The following is a 14,491-nucleotide window of genomic DNA, read 5'->3' as shown; positions in this document are numbered from 1 at the left end:
GACCCTACAACACCGGCGGTGGGCAGCACCACGCCACGCGTGGAACAGTTCTTGCACGCACCTGGGCAACCCCAGCCGCAGTGCCCGTGATGTCCGAGAACGAATCCGCCGGAGAAAAGACCGAACAACCGACCGAAAAACGCCTGCGCGACGCCCGTGAACAGGGCAACCTGCCGCGCTCGCGCGAACTCGGCACCGCCGCCGTGTTCGGCGGCGGTGTGCTGGCGGTGATGGCCATGAGCGGCTCGATCGGCCGTGGCGCCACGGCCTGGATGAAGCAGGCGCTCAGCCCGGAACAGAGCCTGCGGCAGAACCCGAAGGAACTGTTCGGCCACTTCGGCGACCTGCTGTTGAAGTTCATGCTGGTGATCGCACCGCTGGTGCTGGTCTGCCTGCTGGCCAGCTTCGTCGCCCCGCTGGTGATGGGCGGCCTGCGCTGGTCGCAGAAGGCGTTGCTGCCTGACATCAACCGCATGAACCCGATGAGCGGGCTCAAGCGCCTGTATGGCCCCGAGGCGATTGCCGAGTTCACCAAGTCGCTGCTGCGCGTGGCCTTCGTCGGTGTGGCCGCCGGGCTGGTGGTCTGGACCGGCTTTGACACCCTGCGCGGGCTGATCCACCACCCGCTGGAGACCGCCATCACCGACGGCCTCGGCTTCACCCTGCGCCTGCTGCTGGCCACGGCCGGCGCGATGCTGGTGCTGGCCGCCATCGACGCGCCGTACCAGCGCTGGAACTGGATGCGCAAGCTGAAGATGACCCGTGAAGAGCTGCGCCGGGAAATGAAGGAAAGCGAAGGCAGCCCCGAGGTGAAGGGCCGCATCCGCCAGCTGCAGCAGCAGATGGCCAACCGCCGGATGATGGAAGCGGTGCCCACCGCCGACGTGGTGGTGGTCAACCCCACCCATTACGCGGTGGCCCTGAAGTACGAAGGCGGCGCCATGAACGCCCCCACCGTGGTCGCGCTGGGCGTGGACGAGACCGCCCTGCGCATCCGTGAAGTGGCCGACGGCAACAAGGTCGCGATCGTCTCCGCCCCGCCTTTGGCACGCGCCTTGTATCGGGAAGGCCAACTCGGAAAGGAAATTCCCGTGAGACTGTATTCGGCCGTCGCCCAGGTCCTGTCCTACGTCTACCAGCTGCGCGCCTGGCGCACTGGCCCGATGCCGGACGCCCCGCACATCCAGGTGGATGAATTCGGCAAGGGAGGCCGCCCGTGAGCGCCCAGCCCGCCACCGGATTCAACACCCGCCGCGCCCTGGAAATGATCCGCCAGGGCCTTGGCGCGCCGCTGATCGTGCTGGCCCTGCTGGCCATGGTCGTGGTGCCACTGGCCGCGCCTGTCCTCGATGCGCTGTTCACCTTCAACATCGCCATCTCGCTGATGGTGCTGCTGGCGGTGGTCTACGTGAAGCGCCCGCTGGATTTCACCATCTTCCCGATCGTGCTGTTGATCACGACCATGCTGCGGCTGGCGCTGAACGTGGCCTCCACCCGCGTGATCCTGCTCAATGGCCAGAACGGGCACGATGCCGCGGGCAAGGTCATCGCCGCCTTCGGTGAATTCGTGATCGGCGGCAACTACGCGGTCGGCATCGTGGTGTTCGCGATCCTGACCATCATCAACTTCGTGGTCATCACCAAGGGCGCCGGCCGCGTCTCGGAAGTGACCGCGCGCTTCATCCTCGACGCGATGCCCGGCAAGCAGATGGCGATCGACGCCGACCTCAACGCCGGTTTGCTGACGCGTGAAGAAGCCAAGCTGCGCCGCGAGGAAGTCCGCGAGGAAGCCGACTTCTACGGTGCGATGGACGGTGCCAGCAAGTTCATCCGCGGCGACGCCATCGCCGGCATCCTGATCCTGTTCATCAACATGCTCGGCGGCCTGGCCGTGGGCGTGCTGCAGCATGGCATGCCGTTCGGCGAAGCCGCCGCCACCTATACCCTGCTGTCGATCGGTGACGGCCTGGTGGCACAGCTGCCGGCGCTGCTGGTCTCCAGCGCGGTGGCGATGCTGGTCACCCGCGCCTCGCGCTCGCAGGACATGGCCCAGGCCATGACCGGCCAGGTGTTCGGCCAGTACCGGGCGCTGGCGATCACCGCCGGCATCATCGGCCTGGTCGGCCTGGTGCCGGGCATGCCCAACGTCGCTTTCCTGACGCTGGCCTCGATCCTCGGCTTCATCGCCTGGAAGCTGTATCGCAAGACCAAGGCACCGGCTGCCGATGCGACAGGCAGTGGCACCGATGCCGCCGCGCTCACTGCGCTCGGCCGCCCGGCCGCCGCGGCCCCCACCGCCGAACTGAGCTGGGACGAACTGCGCCCGGTCGATCCGCTGGGCCTGGAGGTCGGCTATCGGCTGATTCCGCTGGTGGACAGCAACCAGGGCGGCGAACTGATGGCGCGCATCAAGGGCGTGCGTCGCAAGCTGACCCAGGATGTCGGCTTCCTGATCCCGTCGGTGCACATCCGCGACAACCTGGAACTTCCCGCCAACGGCTACCGCGTGCTGGTGCACGGCGTACCGGTGGCCACCGCCGAGATCCACCCCGACCGCGAGCTGGCCCTGGATCCAGGCAGCGCGCTCGGCGCACTGGAGGGCATTGCCGGCAAGGATCCCGCGTTCGGCCTGGATGCCACCTGGATCCAGCCGCACCAGCGCGCCCAGGCCGAAACGCTGGGCTACACGGTGGTCGACCCGGCCACCGTGGTCGCCACCCATCTGTCGCACCTGATCCGCGAACACGCGCCGGAACTGCTCGGCCACGAAGAAGTGCAGCACCTGCTGGCCAACCTGGCCAAGAGCGCGCCCAAGCTCGTCGAAGATCTGACGCCCAAGGCGCTGCCGCTGTCGGCGGTGGTGCGCGTGCTGCAGAACCTGTTGGTGGAGCGCATTCCGATCCGCCAGCTGCGCAAGATCGCCGAAGCGCTGGTCGAACATGCGCCCGCCAGCCAGGACCCGGCCGTGCTGACCGCCGCGGTGCGCACCGCACTGGGCCGCTTCATCGTGCAGGAGATCGCCGGAATGTCGGCGGAGCTGCCGGTGTTCACCCTCAACCCGCAATTGGAACGTGTCTTGCAGGAGTCCACGCAGGGCAACGGCGCCGCGCTGGAACCCGGACTCGCTGAGCGACTGCACCAGAGCCTGGCCGAATGTGTCAGCAAGCAGGAAGCCCGCAACGAGCCCGCGGTCGTGCTGGTACCTGGCCCGGTGCGCGCCGCGCTGGCCCGCCTGGTCCGCCACAGCGTTCCGTCGCTGTCGGTGCTGGCCTACAGCGAGGTGCCGGAGGACAAGCGCCTGAAGCTGGTCGGAACGATCAGCTGACGCCCGCCCGCCGATGCGCCAGAAAACAGACACCGCTTTCGAACCAACGCAACTGACAGACACCAAGGGGAACCCGCACCGTGCAAACCACCGACCACCCGAGTTCCCCGACCGCCACCCCGCCGTCTTCGCCCCGTGACCACAGCATGAAAATCAAACGATTCGTCGCCGCCGACATGCGCTCGGCCATGAACCTGGTGCGCAAGGAACATGGTCCTGACGCCGTGATCCTGTCCAACCGCCGGATCGAGGAAGGCATCGAGATCGTCGCCGCCGCCAACTACGACGAGAGCGCGGTGCAGCGTGCGCTGGAAGCCTCGCGCCGTGACGTCGCACCGCCGCCGGCACCCAAGCCGCGTACCGCCGCCGACGCGGTGATCGCCGCCGTCACCCGCCGCCGCAGCAGCACCCCGGCACCGGAACCGGTTGCCGCGACCACCTCGGCGGTGGCCGCCCTCGCCCGTGCGGCAGTGGGCGCTACCGGCCGCACCCTGGACAGCGCCGACGAGATCGTGCCGACCCGCGGCAGCACCGGCTTCGCCGCCACGCTGGCACGCGCCGCCGTCAATGAGCCGGCGCTGCCGGACCAGATCTTCGCCCCGTTCGCCGAAGCCATCGTCGCACCGGCACCCGCCAGCGCCACGCCGGCCAACCGCGCCCGTTTCCAGATCGATCCGCCGCACCAGGCACATCACGAAAGCGTGGCGCCGGCGGTGCAGCCGCCGCCGCTGCCGACCGCAGCCCTGTCTGAAACGCAGCCGGAGGTCGCCGTCAGCGAACCGGCGTTGGCCGATGCCACCGTCGAAGCCGCGCCGACGCCGACGCTCGCCCCAGCCCCGGTGCTGACTGTGGTCGCCCAGGACGACGCCGAGATCCGCCAGCTGCGCCAGGAAGTGGCCGGCATGCGCCAGGTGATCGAGCGCGAAATGAACCGCTTCACCGACGAGCGCCTGCGCGGCTGCCCGGTGCGCGCCACCGCGCTGGACCTGATGGACGAGTACGGCTTCGATGCTGGCCTGGCCCGCGACGTCGCCATGCAGATTCCGCTGGAGACCGAGGCGCACCGAGGCCGCGGCCTGATGCTGGGGCTGATCTCGCGCAAGCTGCCGATTGCCCCGGTCGACCCGCTGGAGGAAGGCGGCGTGATCGCGCTGGTGGGCCCGACCGGCGCCGGCAAGACCACCACCATCGCCAAGCTGGCCTCGCGGTTCGCCGAGAGGCACGCGCCGCGTGACGTCGCCCTGGTCACCACCGACACCACCCGCATCGGCGCCCGCGAGCAGCTGTATGGCTACGGCCGGCAGCTCGGCATCGCCGTCCACGAGGCCAACAGCGGCACCGACCTGGACCAGCTGCTGGAACGCCTGAAGGACTACAAGCTGGTACTGATCGACACCGCCGGGCTGGGCCCGCGCGACCGCGCGCTGGCCGCCCAGCTGCAGTGGCTGCGCGCCGCCCGCCAGGTGCGCACCCTGCTGGTGCTGCCGGCCAACACCAGCTTCGGCGACATGGACGAGGTGGTCCGCCGCTTCGGTGCCGCCAACCTGCAGGGCCTGGTGCTGAGCAAGCTGGACGAAACCGGCCGCTTCGGCAACGCCCTGTCGGTGGCCGTGGACCATGCCCTGCCGATCACCTGGGTGACCGATGGCCAGGACGTTCCGGACGACCTGCACCGGGCCAGTGCGGCCAATCTCGTACTTCGCCTTGAAGATTTGCGCCGAGCGGCCGATATGCCCTGCAACCCGGAGTTGAACCATGCCGTCGCGTGAGTACGCCAAGCTGACCAAGACCTTCCCGCTGTCGGCCACCCGCAGCGAGCCGCTCGGCCCTGTGCGCACCATCGCCGTGACCGGCGGCAAGGGCGGCGTGGGCAAGACCAACGTGTCGGCCAACCTGGCCGTGGCGCTGGCCGGCATGGGCAAGCGCACGCTGCTGCTGGACGCCGACCTCGGCCTGGCCAACATCGACGTGATCCTGGGCTTGAACCCCACCTTTACGCTGGCCGACCTGGTGGCCGGCCGCTGCTCGCTGGACGATGTCATCGTCGAAGGCCCGAACGGCGTGCTGGTGGTCCCGGCCGCGTCCGGCCGCCGGCACATGGCCGAGCTGGCCCCGGCCGAGCACGTCGGCCTGGTCAACGTGTTCTCCGAGCTGGAGCGCGAGCTGGACATCATGGTGGTGGACACCGCCGCGGGCATCACCGACGGCGTGCTGACCTTCTGCCAGGCCGCGCAGGACACCGTGGTGGTGGTCTGTGACGAGCCGGCTTCAATCACCGACGCCTACGCGCTGATCAAGGTGCTGTCGCGTGAACGGGGCGTGGACCGCGTCCAGGTGGTGGCCAACATGGTGCGCGACCCCAACGAGGGCCGCGTGCTGTACGAGAAGCTGACCCGCGTCTGCGAGAAGTTCCTCGCCGATGTCTCGCTGAACTACCTGGGCTGCGTGCCGCAGGATGACTGGCTGCGCCTGTCGGTGCAGCGCCAGCAGCCGGTGGTGAAGGCCTACCCGTCCAGCCCGTCCGCACTGGCGATCACCGAGATCGCGCGCCGCACGGCCCGCTGGCAGGCGCCGACCGAACCACGCGGCGGCGTCGAGTTCTTCCTCGAACGCATCCTCAAGCAGCGCGGGGTGGCGGCATGAAAGGCGCGGCCCAGTACAGGGAAGTCCAACGCTCGGCGGCCAACGACGTCATCGCCCAGCACTCGGACCTGGTGCGGCGCATCGCCCACCATCTGGCCGCGCGCCTGCCGGCCAGCGTCGAAGTCGACGACCTGATCCAGGCTGGCATGATGGGCCTGATCGAGGCTTCGCGCAGCTACGACGCCGACCAGGGCGCCTCGTTCGAGACCTATGCCTCGATCCGTATCCGTGGCTCGATGATTGACGAGATCCGTCGTGGCGACTGGGTGCCGCGCTCGGTGCACCGCCGTGCACGCGATGCTGCGGCCACCATCCGCCGCCTGGAACAGAGCAGCGGCCGAGCCGCCAGCGCCACCGAAGTGGCCGCCGCGATGGAGATGCCACTGCCCGAGTACCTGCGCCTGATGGAAGACGCCGCGCGTGGCCAGGTGCTGAGCCTGGAGTCGCGCATCGAGGACCAGGGCGAGCTGGACACGGTCGCCCAGGGTGGCCCGACCCCGCAGCAGGTACTGGAGCGCAGCGAGTTCGGCCGCGAGCTGGGCAAGGCCATCGGCCATCTGCCCGAGCGCGAACAGCTGGTGCTCTCGCTCTACTACGAGCAGGAACTCAACCTGAAGGAGATCGGCGCGGTGCTCGGCGTGAGCGAGTCGCGGGTCTGCCAGATCCACGGCCAGGCCGTGCTGCGCCTGCGCGGCCGGCTGAAGGTATTCGAGGCCGTCGACGCCGGCCTCGAAGAATGAACATCCCCGAGGCAGCTGCCCCCGGCCGCCCGGAATGAACAACAAAGGAACTCTGCTTTGAACAAGAACATGCGCATCCTGATCGTGGACGACTTCTCGACCATGCGTCGCATCGTCAAGAACCTGCTGGGCGATCTGGGCTTCACCAACACCGCCGAAGCCGAGGACGGGCATGCCGCGCTGTCGCTGCTGCAGAGCCAGCCGTTCGATTTCGTGGTCACCGACTGGAACATGCCGGTCATGACCGGCATCGAGCTGCTCAAGGCGATTCGTGCCGACGCCAAGCTGAAGACCCTGCCGGTGCTGATGGTCACCGCCGAAGCCAAGCGCGAGCAGATCATCGAAGCGGCCCAGAACGGCGTGAACGGCTACATCATCAAGCCGTTCACCGCGCAGACGCTGGAAGAGAAGCTCGGCAAGATCTTCGAACGCCTGGCGGCCAGTGCCTGATGGATACCACGTTCGACAGGAATGCCCTCGCCCTGCGCCTGCAGGAAGCACTGGACGCACTGGAGTCCGGTGACGAAACCGCCTGGCGGCAACGCATCGACGGACTGGTCGCGCTGCGCACGCAGCCGATGATGAGCGGCCTCTCGCGGCTGGCCCGCGAGCTCGGGCAGGCCCTGGGTGAACTGCCGACCGTGCCCAGCGAGGCCGGCGAACTGGACGATGCCTGCGCACGCCTGGACCACGTGGTGGCGATGACCGAACAGGCGACGCACCGCACCCTGGACCTGGCCGAGGAATGCCGCAGCCTGACCGAACAGCTGCGCGCCGAAGGCCTGCAGCCGGGCCAGGATGCACAGCTCGAGCGCATCCGCCACAACCTCACCGAGATCGCCCTGACCCAGAGCTACCAGGACCTGACGGGGCAGATCATCCGTCGCGTGGTCGGCATCGTCCGCCGTGTGCATGAGGGCTTCGGCGCGCTCGGCCTGCCGCCGGAACAGCATCGCACCGATCCGGAACTGGCCGGGCCGGCACTGAAGGGACTGGACCGCCACGCGGTCTCGCAGAACGACGCCGACGACCTGCTGTCGGACCTGGGGCTGTAAGCATGAGCGCGGTATCCGACGACATCACTGCCGATTTCATCATCGAGGCGCAGGAAATCCTGGATCGCCTGGGCGAACAGCTGGTGTCGCTGGAGCAGGCACCACAGGACACCGAGCAACTCAACGCGGTGTTCCGGGGCTACCACACGCTCAAGGGCGGCGCCGGCTTCCTCGGCGTCACCGCCATGGTCGAGTTGTGCCACGCCGCCGAAGAAGCGCTGGGCATCGCGCGCGCGGGCCAGGCCGTGCTGCAGGCCCATCACTTCGATGCCGCCCAGCAATCGCTGGACTACCTGCAAGCGATGCTGGATGCAGTTTCCTCCGGCACCGAGCCGGGCTATGCGCCGCCGGAGCTGATCGCCCAGTTCGACATGCATGGCGGTGCCCTGGCTGCACCCGCCGCCGCAGCAGCTCCCGCTGCGGGTGGCAGCGACCTGATCACCGACGACGAGTTCGAGGCCCTGCTCGACCAGCTGCACGGCGGCAACGCACCGACTGCGGTGGCGCCGGCAAGGAAGGCCGACGACGGCCTGATCAGCGAAGACGAGTTCGAAGCCCTGCTCGACCAGCTGCACGGTGGCGCCGCACCCGGCGCCAAGCCCATCGCTGCGGCAGCGCCCGCACCGATCGCGGCACCACGCCCACTGGCCGCACCAGCCGCACCGGCACCTGCAGCGGCGACCAAGCCGGCCGCCAAGCCGCTGGCCGAAGCCGAACACACCGTGCGCGTGGACACCAAGCGCCTGGACGCGATCGTCAATCTGATCGGCGAACTGGTGCTGTCACGCAACCGGCTCAAGACCCTGCGTGCGCGCCTGCGCGACGAGGAACTGGACCGCGCCGTGTCCACCCTGGACATCGCCACCGCACGCCTGCAGTCGGCGGTGATGCGTACCCGCATGCAGCCGGTAGGCAAGGTCTTCTCGCGCTTCCCCAAGGTCGCCCGAGACGTTGCCCGCTCGCTGAAGAAGGAAGTGGACCTGGAGCTGATCGGCGCCGAGACCGAGCTCGACCGCAACCTGGTCGAAGCGCTGGCCGACCCGCTGGTGCACCTGGTCCGCAACGCCATCGACCATGGCGTGGAAATGCCCGACCTGCGCGAAGCACAGGGCAAGCCGCGGATGGGCCATGTGCGGTTGTCGGCGCAGCAGGAAGGTGACTACGTCAGCATCGAGGTGCAGGACGATGGCGCCGGCATCGACCCGGAAAAGCTGCGCGCGAAGGCACGCGAGAAGGGCCTGATCGATCCGGAGGCCGCCGCCCGCCTGAGCAGCGAGGAGTGCCTGCACCTGGTGTTCCTGCCCGGCTTCTCGACCAAGCAGCAGGTCACGGATATCTCCGGCCGCGGCGTTGGCATGGACGTGGTGCAGTCGCGCATCCGCGAACTGAGTGGCCAGATCCAGATCCAGTCGGAGCTGGGCCGCGGCAGCCGCTTCCTGATCCGCGTGCCGCTCACCCTGGCGATCCTGCCGACCCTGCTGGTGCAGGCCGGCGAAGACGTCTATGCGCTGCCGCTGGCGCGCGTGATGGAAGTGCTGCACGCACCGCGCACCTCGCTGGGCTGGTTCGATGGCCGCGCCGTGCTCGACCGCCGTTCGCACACGCTGCCACTGGTCGATCTGCGCCAGTGGCTGGATGTGACGCCCGCCGCGTCGACACTGCTGACGATCGTGGTGCTGCAGGCCGGCGAAGCGCGCTTCGGCCTGGTCGTGGACCAGGTCCGTGGGCGCGAGGAAGTGGTCATCAAGCCACTGCCGAAAGCCCTGCGCGGCCTGCGCGGTTACGCAGGTGCAACCCTGATCGGCGATGGTCGCATGGCGCTGATCCTGGATGTGGACGGCCTGCGCAGCCCGCACGACTGACCCGCTTGCTGAACCCGTAAAACCGTGAAGTCGCACCAGTAGCCCGTACCGGTGTCTCAAGTCCCATTCATACAAGCCGATACCGGATCCATGGATAGACTCAGCCTCATTGGACTCTTTCTCGCCCTGGCCTCGCTGGTCGGCGGCAGCATCCTCAAGGGCGCCGGCCTGGCGTCGCTGTGGTCGCCTGCGGCGTTCGTGATCGTCATCGTCGGCACCGTCGCCGCGATCCTGCTGCACACCTCGCCGGCGGTGTTCAAGCACGCGTTCAGCATCGTGCGCTGGGTCGTGCGTCCACCGCACAGCGACCGCCGCGAGCTGATCCAGCAGATCGTCGAGTGGAGCAACATCGCCCGCCGCCAGGGCCTGCTGGGCCTGGAATCGCAGGTGGAAGCACAGCAGGACCCGTTCCTGCGCAAGGGCCTGCAGCTACTGGTGGACGGCGTCGAGCCCGAATCCATGCGGCACATGCTGGAAATCGAACTGGGCAGCCAAGAGCACCAGGACCAGGCCGGCGCCAAGGTGTTCGAGGCGATGGGCATCTATGCACCGACGCTCGGCATCATCGGTGCCGTGCTGGGCCTGATCGCGGTGATGAAGAACCTGGCCGACCCGAGCAAGCTCGGCCACGGCATCGCCGCCGCGTTCACCGCCACCATCTACGGCATCGCTTCGGCCAACCTGCTGTTCCTGCCGATCGCCGCCAAGCTCAAGAGTGTGATCTCGCACAACACGCGCGACCGCGAGATGGTCATCGAAGGCCTGATCTCGATCGCCCAGGGCGAGAACCCGCGCAACATCGAAACCAACCTCTCCGGCTTCCTGCACTGACATGGCCCGCCGCAAGCACCACGAAGAGCACGCCAACCACGAAGCATGGGCGATCCCCTATGCCGATCTGATGACGCTGCTGCTCGCCTTCTTCGTGGTCATGTACGCGATCTCCTCGGTGAACGAGGGCAAGTACCGGATCATGGCCGACGCGCTGACCGATGCCTTCGGTGGCGCACCGCGCACCATCAACCCGGTGCAGGTGGGCAACAAGCAGGTGCAGGGCGGCGGCTGGGACAGCCCCTCGGTGATCAAGTCCGGCACCAAGATCGGTCCCTCCGCGCCGGCGCCCTCGCACGACCCGACCCTGCTGCCGTCGATGGCCTCGCAGATGCGCATGCCGGTGTCGGTGCACAACCAGGAGCAGATCGCCCGTGCCGAGCGCCAGCTCAACACGATTGCCGATCGCCTCACCGCCGCACTGGCGCCGCTGATCGACCGCGGCATGATCAGCGTGCGCCGCACCGAACTGTGGATCGAAGTCGAGATCAACAGCGACATCCTGTTCCCCACCGGCTCGGCCGCGCTTGACGTGCATGCGCGGCAGACCCTGGCCAGCCTGGCCGAGGTGCTGCGCGACGTACCCAACAGCGTGCGCGTGGAAGGCCACACCGACAACGTGCCGATCGCCACCGCCACTTTCCCGTCGAACTGGGAACTGTCGGCCGGGCGCGCAGCCAGCGTAGTGCACCTGTTCGCCGACCAGGGCGTGCAGCCGTCGCGGCTGGCGATGGTCGGCTATGGCCAGTTCCGCCCGCGCGAAGAGAACGACAGCGCACAGGGCCGCAACCGCAACCGCCGGGTGATGGTCATCATCCTGGCCGACACGTCGCACTCGGTGGATCCGCTCGGCCAACGCCTGAACGCAGCCACCGGCGCCACCGACAGCACCGTCACCGAACAGGCCGACGCAACTCCGGCCAGCGCCCCCACCTCCCCCATCGCACCGGTGAAGTTGCCGCCGGTGCCGGCTGGCAGCCGCGTCGGCGCCGCCGTTCCCCCGGCAATGAAGGAGTAATCCGATGCGCATCTGGGCAGTCGCCAACCAGAAGGGCGGAGTCGGCAAGACCACCACCACCCTCGCCCTCGGCCGCGGTCTGGCCGCGCTCGGCCATCGCGTGCTGCTGATCGACCTCGATCCGCATGCCTCGCTCAGCCGCGCCTTCGGCGTGCCGGTGGACCCGCCGCCGGCCGGCGTACTGGAATTGTTCGGCACACCGCCAGCGGACCTGTCCAGCCTGTGCCATGCCAGCAACATCCATGGCCTGGACTACGTCTGCGCACAGTCGGCGCTGGCCACGCTGGAACGCCGCAGCGCCAACCAGCCCGGCCTCGGCCTGGCCCTGCAGAACGCGCTGGCGCGCCACCAGGGCCAGCACGACTACATCCTGCTGGACTGCGCACCCACCCTCGGCCTGCTGATGATCAACGCACTGGCTGCCGCCGATCGCCTGATCATCCCGACCCAGGCCGAACCCCTGGCCCTGCACGGCCTGGATGGCATGGTCCGCACCGGCGAGATGGTCGAGCGTTCGCGCCGCCGCCTGCTGCCGATCTCGATCCTGCCGACCCTGTTCGACCGACGCACCCGCGCCGGCAACGAGTCGCTGCGCACCATGCAGGACCGCCATGGCAGCCGCGTGTGGGAAGACGCCATTCCGATCGATACCCGCATCAGCAACGCCGCCGGGCTGACCCTGCCGAGCGCCGGCGAGGACTACCCGGGCCGTGGCCTGGCCGCCTACCGGCGCGCCTTGAACTGGATCCTCGGCGAGGATGCCCGCGCCCTGGAGCAGGCCGCATGAACAGCACCGGCATCCTCGACGATTACCTGGACGAACTGCTGGGCGAAGCGATGGTCGCGCCGCCGCCTGCCGTGCTGCCGCACGCAGGCGCCGGGCAAGGCCCGGCGATCGAAGCAGTCGCCGAACGCGAACCGACCTGGGACGACCTGCCGGCCGAAGTGATCTACGAAACCGAAACCATCGCCGCCACGCCGAGCGGGGACAGCGCTGCGCTGGAAGCCGCCTTCGAGAGCGCCGCACCACCCACGCGCGAACCCACCTGGGATGACCTGCCCGCCGAGGTGATCTACGAAACAGAATCCGTCGCCGCCGCGCAAAGCCGGGACGACGCAGCACTGGAAGCGGCCTTCGAGAGCGCTGCCGCTTCCGGTAGCGCTGGGCAGGGTCCGGCGGGAGAAGCGGTTTCCGAACGCGAGCCGACCTGGGATGACCTGCCTGAGGAGGTCATCCACGAAACCGCGCCGGCACCCGCCGTCGTTGCAAACGCCGGTCCGGAACCTACCTGGGACGACCTGCCGGACGAGGTGATCTACGAGACCGATCCGGCCGACAGCCATCGCCTCGCCCACACCGACAGCCCCGGCCTGCAGGCCGCGTTCGAAGCGGCCGCCGGTGGCGAAGACGTAGCCACGCCACCGCCCGCCGTGGTCGCAGCTCCGGTGGCCCCGACGGTTGCACCTGCAGCCCCGGCCCAGGCCGCGCGCACCGCCACTCCGCCGCCGCGCGCCGCCGTCGATGCCCCGGCAGGCAACCGTCCCGGCACCTGGCAGGAGCTGCAGGCGCAGGCCCACCAACCGGCTCGCAGCCCGCATCCGCAGAACCGACGCGCCGGCGAACGCACTTCACGCTGGCTGCGCCTTCGCTGCGGCACCCAGGCCTATGCGCTGGAACTGCTGAAGGTGCAGGAAGTGGTGCTGCCGGTGCCGCTGCTGCCACTGCGTGGCACTGCAGCGGCCATGCTCGGCATCATGAACCTGCGCGGCCAGGTGGTACCGGTGATGGATCTGGGCCTGCACCTTGGCGCCGCGGCCGCCGAAGACGACGCACAGACCCGCATCGTGGTCCTGGAGGAGGACGGCGAAACCATCGGCCTGCGCGTGTCAGCGGTCGAAGATGTCGCCAACCTCACCGATTCGCAGATCGAACCGCCCGATACCGCGCGCATCTGCCAGATCTCAAACGACCTGTTCCGCGGCGTGGCCCGGGTCAGCCAGCGGCCGATGATCCTGCTCGACGCCACCCGGCTGTTGAGCTGAGCCGCCAAGAAAAAGGGGACGGAGGGGATTAAGTCGCGACTGACCCGGCGCTTTGCGCCGAAGGGGTGCCTGTCGGGGACGCAAGGAGTTGATCCGTTGGATCAACACCTTACGTCCCCACTGCGCGGTCGCCGTTGCCGAGGGAGCTGCAGTAGAGCCAGGTCGATTGCGACTTGATTCCCTCCGTCCCCTTTTAAGCAGCGACCGCATCGACGTACCGCGTCGATTCTTCTAAAGAACCCCACCGGGGTGCCGTTATGGATCACGGAACCGTTTGTCCGGAGCAACGATGAGCACTGTCGAACTGGGTGGGGATCTCGGCATCGAGAGCACTACCGAGCTCAAGAACCGCCTCGCCCCACTCGTGGACCAGGCTGGCGAGCTGACCCTGGATGCCAGCCAGGTCGCTCGCATCCACACGGCCGCCGTGCAGGTGCTGTGTGCGTTCGTGCAGGCCCGCCGCGAGGCAGGCCTGGGCACCGGCTTCCACGGTTGCACTGCAACCTTCAGTGACGCCGCGCGCCTGCTGGGCGTCACCCAGGCCCTGGGCCTGGACGTAACCCATGACAACCTGAAATCTGTGGAGAACGCTGCATGAGCGCACGTATCTTGGTGGTGGACGATTCGGCGTCGATGCGCCAGATGGTGTCCTTCGCCCTCACCTCGGCCGGTTTTGCCGTCGAAGAAGCTGAAGACGGCGCGGTCGCGCTCGGTCGTGCCAAGGGCCAGCGCTTCAATGCGGTGGTGACCGACGTCAACATGCCGAACATGGACGGCATCGCGCTGATCCGCGAACTGCGCCAGCTGCCGGACTACAAGTTCACCCCGCTGCTGATGCTGACCACCGAATCGGCCGCCGACAAGAAGTCCGAAGGCAAGGCCGCCGGTGCCACCGGCTGGCTGGTCAAGCCGTTCAATCCCGAACAGCTGGTCGCCACCGTGCAGAAAGTGCTGGGCTGATCGCCCGGCGCCGC

The 14,491-nt window shown here is 68.4% G+C and carries 14 protein-coding genes; all 14 read left to right on the top strand.

Annotation, left to right across the window (positions count from 1 at the left end; translation table 11 throughout):
* Nucleotides 1-89 precede the first annotated feature (89 nt).
* Nucleotides 90-1,220, top strand: a complete 1,131-nt coding sequence (gene flhB / locus ACS0OT_RS09480) for a flagellar biosynthesis protein FlhB (RefSeq protein WP_442256332.1) — start codon at nt 90-92, stop codon at nt 1,218-1,220.
* A gap of 44 nt (nt 1,221-1,264) precedes the next feature.
* Entirely contained in the window at nt 1,265-3,325 is a 2,061-nt protein-coding gene (gene flhA / locus ACS0OT_RS09475; protein WP_171974417.1) for a flagellar biosynthesis protein FlhA, read from the top strand.
* Between the two features lie 146 nt (nt 3,326-3,471).
* Nucleotides 3,472-5,094 (top strand): flagellar biosynthesis protein FlhF, encoded by a 1,623-nt coding sequence (flhF, locus tag ACS0OT_RS09470; RefSeq protein WP_164093470.1) that lies wholly within the window; start codon nt 3,472-3,474, stop codon nt 5,092-5,094.
* Nucleotides 5,081-5,968 (top strand): MinD/ParA family ATP-binding protein, encoded by an 888-nt coding sequence (locus ACS0OT_RS09465; RefSeq protein WP_032959426.1) that lies wholly within the window; start codon nt 5,081-5,083, stop codon nt 5,966-5,968. The genes flhF and ACS0OT_RS09465 overlap by 14 nt, the downstream gene beginning before the upstream one ends.
* Nucleotides 5,965-6,708 (top strand): RNA polymerase sigma factor FliA, encoded by a 744-nt coding sequence (locus tag ACS0OT_RS09460; protein WP_053498623.1) that lies wholly within the window; start codon nt 5,965-5,967, stop codon nt 6,706-6,708. The genes ACS0OT_RS09465 and ACS0OT_RS09460 overlap by 4 nt, the downstream gene beginning before the upstream one ends.
* Before the next feature lie 57 nt (nt 6,709-6,765).
* The gene (gene cheY / locus ACS0OT_RS09455; protein ID WP_005413247.1) at nt 6,766-7,158 is read left to right on the top strand and encodes a chemotaxis response regulator CheY; all 393 of its coding nucleotides are present in this window, start codon (nt 6,766-6,768) and stop codon (nt 7,156-7,158) included.
* Nucleotides 7,158-7,763: a protein phosphatase CheZ gene (locus tag ACS0OT_RS09450; protein ID WP_442256330.1), complete on the top strand. Its 606-nt coding sequence runs from the start codon at nt 7,158-7,160 to the stop codon at nt 7,761-7,763. Before cheY ends, ACS0OT_RS09450 begins: the two co-directional genes overlap by 1 nt.
* Nucleotides 7,764-7,765: 2 nt before the next feature.
* On the top strand, nt 7,766-9,625 hold the full coding sequence (locus tag ACS0OT_RS09445) for a chemotaxis protein CheA (protein WP_164229460.1): 1,860 nt from the start codon (nt 7,766-7,768) through the stop codon (nt 9,623-9,625).
* Nucleotides 9,626-9,715: 90 nt separating this feature from the next.
* Nucleotides 9,716-10,456, top strand: coding sequence for a flagellar motor protein (locus tag ACS0OT_RS09440; protein WP_049413360.1), 741 nt, complete (start codon nt 9,716-9,718; stop codon nt 10,454-10,456).
* Between the two features lies 1 nt (nt 10,457).
* Nucleotides 10,458-11,474, top strand: a complete 1,017-nt coding sequence (gene motD, locus ACS0OT_RS09435; RefSeq protein ID WP_065178540.1) for a flagellar motor protein MotD — start codon at nt 10,458-10,460, stop codon at nt 11,472-11,474.
* 4 nt (nt 11,475-11,478) lie between these two features.
* On the top strand, nt 11,479-12,261 hold the full coding sequence (locus tag ACS0OT_RS09430; protein ID WP_065184912.1) for a ParA family protein: 783 nt from the start codon (nt 11,479-11,481) through the stop codon (nt 12,259-12,261).
* Nucleotides 12,258-13,517, top strand: a complete 1,260-nt coding sequence (locus tag ACS0OT_RS09425; RefSeq protein WP_442256327.1) for a chemotaxis protein CheW — start codon at nt 12,258-12,260, stop codon at nt 13,515-13,517. The genes ACS0OT_RS09430 and ACS0OT_RS09425 overlap by 4 nt, the downstream gene beginning before the upstream one ends.
* A 289-nt stretch (nt 13,518-13,806) precedes the next feature.
* On the top strand, nt 13,807-14,115 hold the full coding sequence (locus tag ACS0OT_RS09420) for an STAS domain-containing protein (RefSeq protein WP_065184917.1): 309 nt from the start codon (nt 13,807-13,809) through the stop codon (nt 14,113-14,115).
* Nucleotides 14,112-14,477: a response regulator gene (locus ACS0OT_RS09415; protein ID WP_005409521.1), complete on the top strand. Its 366-nt coding sequence runs from the start codon at nt 14,112-14,114 to the stop codon at nt 14,475-14,477. The genes ACS0OT_RS09420 and ACS0OT_RS09415 overlap by 4 nt, the downstream gene beginning before the upstream one ends.
* Nucleotides 14,478-14,491: the final 14 nt, after the last annotated feature.

Source organism: Stenotrophomonas maltophilia group sp. RY12688 (genome assembly GCF_052149045.1).
GTDB lineage: Bacteria > Pseudomonadota > Gammaproteobacteria > Xanthomonadales > Xanthomonadaceae > Stenotrophomonas > Stenotrophomonas sepilia.
Note: the sequence above shows the minus strand (reverse complement) of the source record. Positions and strands in the feature narration are given on the sequence as shown.

Excerpts from the sequence above, each read along its gene's own strand:
- flhB (WP_442256332.1), top strand. The coding sequence starts at position 90 with ATGTCCGAGAACGAATCCGCCGGAGAAAAGACCGAACAACCGACCGAA.
- flhA (WP_171974417.1), top strand. The coding sequence starts at position 1,265 with ATGATCCGCCAGGGCCTTGGCGCGCCGCTGATCGTGCTGGCCCTGCTG.
- flhF (WP_164093470.1), top strand. The coding sequence starts at position 3,472 with ATGAAAATCAAACGATTCGTCGCCGCCGACATGCGCTCGGCCATGAAC.
- ACS0OT_RS09465 (WP_032959426.1), top strand. The coding sequence starts at position 5,081 with ATGCCGTCGCGTGAGTACGCCAAGCTGACCAAGACCTTCCCGCTGTCG.
- ACS0OT_RS09460 (WP_053498623.1), top strand. The coding sequence starts at position 5,965 with ATGAAAGGCGCGGCCCAGTACAGGGAAGTCCAACGCTCGGCGGCCAAC.
- ACS0OT_RS09450 (WP_442256330.1), top strand. The coding sequence starts at position 7,158 with ATGGATACCACGTTCGACAGGAATGCCCTCGCCCTGCGCCTGCAGGAA.
- ACS0OT_RS09445 (WP_164229460.1), top strand. The coding sequence starts at position 7,766 with ATGAGCGCGGTATCCGACGACATCACTGCCGATTTCATCATCGAGGCG.
- ACS0OT_RS09440 (WP_049413360.1), top strand. The coding sequence starts at position 9,716 with ATGGATAGACTCAGCCTCATTGGACTCTTTCTCGCCCTGGCCTCGCTG.
- motD (WP_065178540.1), top strand. The coding sequence starts at position 10,458 with ATGGCCCGCCGCAAGCACCACGAAGAGCACGCCAACCACGAAGCATGG.
- ACS0OT_RS09430 (WP_065184912.1), top strand. The coding sequence starts at position 11,479 with ATGCGCATCTGGGCAGTCGCCAACCAGAAGGGCGGAGTCGGCAAGACC.
- ACS0OT_RS09425 (WP_442256327.1), top strand. The coding sequence starts at position 12,258 with ATGAACAGCACCGGCATCCTCGACGATTACCTGGACGAACTGCTGGGC.
- ACS0OT_RS09420 (WP_065184917.1), top strand. The coding sequence starts at position 13,807 with ATGAGCACTGTCGAACTGGGTGGGGATCTCGGCATCGAGAGCACTACC.
- ACS0OT_RS09415 (WP_005409521.1), top strand. The coding sequence starts at position 14,112 with ATGAGCGCACGTATCTTGGTGGTGGACGATTCGGCGTCGATGCGCCAG.